The organism is Allobosea sp. RAF48 (assembly GCF_052114025.1).
Lineage (GTDB): Bacteria > Pseudomonadota > Alphaproteobacteria > Rhizobiales > Beijerinckiaceae > Allobosea.
This window is the reverse complement of sequence record NZ_JBFRDZ010000037.1, coordinates 1-5,745: the sequence shown is the minus strand read 5'-3', so window position 1 is coordinate 5,745 and position 5,745 is coordinate 1. Positions and strand designations below refer to the sequence as shown.

General features: G+C 54.8%; 1 protein-coding gene, 3 tRNA genes and 3 rRNA genes. 6 read left to right on the top strand and 1 reads right to left on the bottom strand.

Features of this window, described 5'->3' with window-relative positions; genetic code table 11:
- Positions 1-305 precede the first annotated feature (305 nt).
- The 3 genes from AB4Z10_RS29675 to AB4Z10_RS29665 all read left to right on the top strand — a co-directional run bounded on the left by AB4Z10_RS29675 (position 306) and on the right by AB4Z10_RS29665 (position 2,253).
- Positions 306-1,792: ribosomal RNA gene (locus AB4Z10_RS29675) — 16S ribosomal RNA — on the top strand.
- A gap of 204 nt (positions 1,793-1,996) precedes the next feature.
- Positions 1,997-2,073 (top strand) — tRNA-Ile (locus tag AB4Z10_RS29670).
- A 104-nt stretch (positions 2,074-2,177) separates the two neighbouring features.
- Positions 2,178-2,253 (top strand) — tRNA-Ala (locus AB4Z10_RS29665).
- Here the strand turns inward: AB4Z10_RS29665 and AB4Z10_RS29660 are convergent.
- Positions 2,219-2,359, bottom strand: coding sequence for a hypothetical protein (locus AB4Z10_RS29660; RefSeq protein ID WP_441473988.1), 141 nt, complete (start codon positions 2,357-2,359; stop codon positions 2,219-2,221). The two genes, AB4Z10_RS29665 and AB4Z10_RS29660, sit on opposite strands and share 35 nt — an antisense overlap.
- A gap of 114 nt (positions 2,360-2,473) precedes the next feature.
- Here AB4Z10_RS29660 and AB4Z10_RS29655 point away from each other — a divergent pair.
- From AB4Z10_RS29655 to AB4Z10_RS29645, 3 genes are all read left to right on the top strand, one after another.
- Positions 2,474-5,280 (top strand): 23S ribosomal RNA (locus tag AB4Z10_RS29655).
- A gap of 76 nt (positions 5,281-5,356) precedes the next feature.
- A 5S ribosomal RNA gene (gene rrf, locus AB4Z10_RS29650) occupies positions 5,357-5,471 on the top strand.
- Together the 16S, 23S and 5S rRNA genes with 3 tRNA genes alongside form the textbook arrangement of a ribosomal RNA operon.
- A 144-nt stretch (positions 5,472-5,615) precedes the next feature.
- A tRNA-Met gene (locus tag AB4Z10_RS29645) sits at positions 5,616-5,692 on the top strand.
- The last annotated feature ends 53 nt before the right edge of the window (positions 5,693-5,745 follow it).

Here is a 5,745-nt window from a genome sequence, read left to right as displayed (position 1 = left end):
CCTATAAGCCACCCATCGAGACGGCGCCGCCGCTGAGCGGCGCCTCTTCTGCGCTTCCTGATGAGGCTGGGGCTGACGTCCGGGACACCGGGCGAGTTCCTGTCGGAATTTGTAGAGCGCACGCTGTTTGAAAATTGAAGACAGAAAGAGAAACGTGGACGGCGAGTTCTTGCGGACTTGGGTTTAGGCTCAAGTCGAACGAGACTTCGGTGTGCTGCGTTTATACAAGAGCCATCGCGGATTGCTTCGGTAATCTGTAGATGTCTCCGTCAATACGCAGTGCGATGCCGGAACAAAATCTCATCCAATCTGAGAGTTTGATCCTGGCTCAGAGCGAACGCTGGCGGCAGGCTTAACACATGCAAGTCGAACGGGCACTTCGGTGCTAGTGGCAGACGGGTGAGTAACACGTGGGAACGTACCTTTCGGTTCGGAATAATTCAGGGAAACTTGGACTAATACCGGATACGCCCTTCGGGGGAAAGATTTATCGCCGATAGATCGGCCCGCGTCTGATTAGCTAGTTGGTGAGGTAATGGCTCACCAAGGCGACGATCAGTAGCTGGTCTGAGAGGATGATCAGCCACATTGGGACTGAGACACGGCCCAAACTCCTACGGGAGGCAGCAGTGGGGAATATTGGACAATGGGCGCAAGCCTGATCCAGCCATGCCGCGTGAGTGATGAAGGCCTTAGGGTTGTAAAGCTCTTTTGTCCGGGAAGATAATGACTGTACCGGAAGAATAAGCCCCGGCTAACTTCGTGCCAGCAGCCGCGGTAATACGAAGGGGGCTAGCGTTGCTCGGAATCACTGGGCGTAAAGGGCGCGTAGGCGGACTCTTAAGTCGGGGGTGAAAGCCCAGGGCTCAACCCTGGAATTGCCTTCGATACTGGGAGTCTTGAGTTCGGAAGAGGTTGGTGGAACTGCGAGTGTAGAGGTGAAATTCGTAGATATTCGCAAGAACACCAGTGGCGAAGGCGGCCAACTGGTCCGATACTGACGCTGAGGCGCGAAAGCGTGGGGAGCAAACAGGATTAGATACCCTGGTAGTCCACGCCGTAAACGATGAATGCCAGCCGTTGGGGAGCTTGCTCTTCAGTGGCGCAGCTAACGCTTTAAGCATTCCGCCTGGGGAGTACGGTCGCAAGATTAAAACTCAAAGGAATTGACGGGGGCCCGCACAAGCGGTGGAGCATGTGGTTTAATTCGAAGCAACGCGMAGAACCTTACCAGCTTTTGACATGTCCGGTTTGATCGGCAGAGATGCCTTTCTTCAGTTCGGCTGGCCGGAACACAGGTGCTGCATGGCTGTCGTCAGCTCGTGTCGTGAGATGTTGGGTTAAGTCCCGCAACGAGCGCAACCCTCGCCCCTAGTTGCCATCATTCAGTTGGGAACTCTAGGGGGACTGCCGGTGATAAGCCGCGAGGAAGGTGGGGATGACGTCAAGTCCTCATGGCCCTTACAGGCTGGGCTACACACGTGCTACAATGGCGGTGACAATGGGCAGCGAAAGGGCGACCTCGAGCTAATCCCAAAAAGCCGTCTCAGTTCAGATTGTACTCTGCAACTCGAGTACATGAAGGTGGAATCGCTAGTAATCGTGGATCAGCATGCCACGGTGAATACGTTCCCGGGCCTTGTACACACCGCCCGTCACACCATGGGAGTTGGGTTTACCCGAAGGCGTTACGCTAACCGCAAGGAGGCAGGCGACCACGGTAGGCTCAGCGACTGGGGTGAAGTCGTAACAAGGTAGCCGTAGGGGAACCTGCGGCTGGATCACCTCCTTTCTAAGGTAGAGGACTTCACGAAGCTTGCTTCGTATCGACCTCTCTTCAGAACAATAGAGGCCAGTCAGGCCTCGCATGCGGAACTTGCCGTCTTCGTTTCTCTTTCTCTTTCCGGGCGAATGCGCTGGATCGGTCATCTGGATCGGTCGCGTATTCTGGGCCAAGCCAGGCTTTGGCCGGTCGACTTCTTGGTCGATTTGCCTTGGGCCTGTAGCTCAGTTGGTTAGAGCGCGCGCTTGATAAGCGTGAGGTCGGAGGTTCAAATCCTCCCAGGCCCACCAGTCATCGGGTGCCGAGCTGTCCGACGAGCGGCGGTTCTTTCGAGCTCTTGGGCTCGCAAGGCCGAACGGCCGCCGCGCCAAGTGGCGCGTTGCTTTACTCAAATGGGGCCATAGCTCAGTTGGGAGAGCGGTAGCTTTGCAAGCTTCAGGTCGTCGGTTCGATCCCGTCTGGCTCCACCAAATCCGGAAAGTATTCAAGTTTCGCCATCATCGGCAACGATGGTTGGCGCTGCTGTTTGTCATTGTGAAGAGGGAATGTATTCGAGAGCTGCTCATCCTGCAGCATGCGGAATGTCCGACACCATCGGCTTCTGTTAAATCGGGTACATTCGGCAAGCATAAATGGTCTTTCTGATCATATGTTTTGCGAATTTGTTTCGCGGACATCGATCATGAGAACGATCAAGTGCCTTAAGAGCATTCGGTGGATGCCTTGGCGCTGAGAGGCGATGAAGGACGTGATACGCTGCGATAAGCCGTGGGGAGCTGCGAATGAGCTTTGATCCGCGGATTTCCGAATGGGGAAACCCACCTTCGATCTCTGTTATTCCAAGGACAGGACTTCGGTTCTGTTTTTGAGCTAACAGAGATCACAAGAAGGTATTGAACTCTGAATACATAGGGGTTCAAAGCTAACCCAGGGAACTGAAACATCTAAGTACCTGGAGGAAAGGACATCAACGAGACTCCGTTAGTAGTGGCGAGCGAACGCGGACCAGGCCAGTGCTTATCTGCAAGTTACCGGAAGCGGTTGGGAAACCGCGCAACAATGGGTGATAGCCCCGTACGGATCTGCGAACAGATGAGACATGAGTAAGGCGGGACACGTGAAATCCTGTCTGAACGTGGGGGGACCACCCTCCAAGCCTAAGTACTCCTCAGCGACCGATAGTGAACAAGTACCGTGAGGGAAAGGTGAAAAGCACCCCGACGAGGGGAGTGAAATAGCACCTGAAACCGAATGCTTACAAACAGTGGGAGCTCAAGGTTCGTCCTGGGTGACCGCGTACCTTTTGTATAATGGGTCAGCGACTTAATCTGACGAGCAAGCTTAAGCCGGTAGGTGTAGGCGCAGCGAAAGCGAGTCTGAACAGGGCGTTCAGTTCGTCGGATTAGACCCGAAACCGGGTGATCTAGCCATGAGCAGGTTGAAGGTAAGGTAACACTTACTGGAGGACCGAACCGGTGCCTGTTGAAAAAGTCTCGGATGACTTGTGGCTAGGGGTGAAAGGCCAATCAAACTCGGAAATAGCTGGTTCTCCGCGAAAGCTATTTAGGTAGCGCCTCGTGTGAATACTCCGGGGGGTAGAGCACTGGATGGGTGAGGGGTGCTTACCGCATTACCAATCCTAACCAAACTCCGAATACCCGGAAGTACTGCACGGGAGACACACGGCGGGTGCTAACGTCCGTCGTGGAGAGGGAAACAACCCTGACTTACAGCTAAGGCCCCCAATTCGTGGCTAAGTGTGAAAGGATGTGGGAATCCCAAAACAACCAGGAGGTTGGCTTAGAAGCAGCCATCCTTTAAAGAAAGCGTAACAGCTCACTGGTCTAAATAAGGGTTCCTGCGCCGAAAATGTAACGGGGCTCAAGCCACGAGCCGAAGCTTAAGGTTTGCACTTTGTGCAAGCGGTAGCGGAGCGTTCCATAAGCCAACGAAGGCGGACCCGTGAGGGCTGCTGGAGGTATTGGAAGTGCGAATGCTGACATGAGTAACGACAAACAGTGTGAAAGACACTGTCGCCGAAAGTCCAAGGGTTCCTGCGTAAAGTTAATCTCCGCAGGGTTAGCCGGCCCCTAAGGCGAGGCCGAAAGGCGTAGTCGATGGGAATGAGGTGAATATTCCTCAGCCAGTTGGTAGTGACGGATCGCGTACGCTGTCAGATCTTATTGGATTGATCTGGCTTCCAAGCGGTTCCAGGAAATAGCTCCAACATGAGACCGTACCCTAAACCGACACAGGTGGACTGGTAGAGTATACCAAGGCGCTTGAGAGAACTATGCTGAAGGAACTCGGCAATTTACCTCCGTAACTTCGGGATAAGGAGGCCCAGTGTCTAGGCAACTAGGCATTGGGGGCACAGACCAGGGGGTAGCGACTGTTTAACTAAAACACAGGGCTCTGCGAAATCGTAAGATGACGTATAGGGTCTGACGCCTGCCCGGTGCCGGAAGGTTAAAAGGAGGTGTGCAAGCACCGAATTGAAGCCCCGGTAAACGGCGGCCGTAACTATAACGGTCCTAAGGTAGCGAAATTCCTTGTCGGGTAAGTTCCGACCTGCACGAATGGCGTAACGACTTCCCCGCTGTCTCCAGCATAGACTCAGTGAAATTGAATTCCCCGTGAAGATGCGGGGTTCCTGCGGTCAGACGGAAAGACCCCGTGCACCTTTACTGCAGCTTTGCGCTGGCATTCGTGTCGGCATGTGTAGGATAGGTGGTAGACTTTGAAGCCGGGGCGCCAGCTCTGGTGGAGTCATCCTTGAAATACCACCCTTATCGTCATGGATGTCTAACCGCGACCCGTAAGCCGGGTCCGAGACAGCGCATGGCAGGCAGTTTGACTGGGGCGGTCGCCTCCCAAAGAGTAACGGAGGCGTGCGAAGGTGGGCTCAGAGCGGTCGGAAATCGCTCGTTGAGTGCAATGGCATAAGCCTGCCTGACTGCGAGACTGACAAGTCGAGCAGAGTCGAAAGACGGCCATAGTGATCCGGTGGTCCCGCGTGGAAGGGCCATCGCTCAACGGATAAAAGGTACGCCGGGGATAACAGGCTGATGATTCCCAAGAGTCCATATCGACGGAATCGTTTGGCACCTCGATGTCGGCTCATCACATCCTGGGGCTGGAGAAGGTCCCAAGGGTTCGGCTGTTCGCCGATTAAAGTGGTACGTGAGCTGGGTTCAGAACGTCGTGAGACAGTTCGGTCCCTATCTGCCGTGGGTGTAGGAGAATTGAGAGGATCTGCCCTTAGTACGAGAGGACCGGGGTGGACGTACCTCTGGTGGACCTGTTGTGGCGCCAGCCGCAGTGCAGGGTAGCTATGTACGGACGGGATAACCGCTGAAGGCATCTAAGCGGGAAACCCACCTCAAAACGAGTTCTCCCTCGAGAGCCGTGGAAGACGACCACGTTGATAGGCCGGGTGTGTAAGTGCAGCAATGCATTCAGCTTACCGGTACTAATTGCTCGATCGGCTTGATCGTTCTCATGATCAATGTCCGCGACACTCAAATACGCGACAATACAAAAAGACCTTATGCTTGCCATATCCTTCGCCGGCCCGGTGGCTTGAGCGAGGAGCCAGAACCCGATCCCATCCCGAACTCGGCCGTTAAACTCCTCAGCGCTGATGGTACTGTGTCTCAAGACCCGGGAGAGTAGGTCGTTGCCGGGCCTGTCAAGGATATCCCTCATCACAATCACAAAACGCTTCAACGCGGCGGTCGACTAACGTCGCCGCCGCGTTGCCGTTTAAAGCCCAAATCGTCCCTGGAAACGCCGCACCGCAAACCCAGGACGCCTAAGGCCCAATCGTTGACGCGGGGTGGAGCAGCCCGGTAGCTCGTCAGGCTCATAACCTGAAGGTCGTCAGTTCAAATCTGGCCCCCGCAACCAAATCAAAAGCCCGCCCCTCAAAAGGCGGGCTTTCGATCGTTCAGAGCGCAAGC

Excerpts from the sequence above, each read along its gene's own strand:
- AB4Z10_RS29660 (WP_441473988.1), bottom strand. The coding sequence starts at position 2,359 with ATGCTGCAGGATGAGCAGCTCTCGAATACATTCCCTCTTCACAATGAC.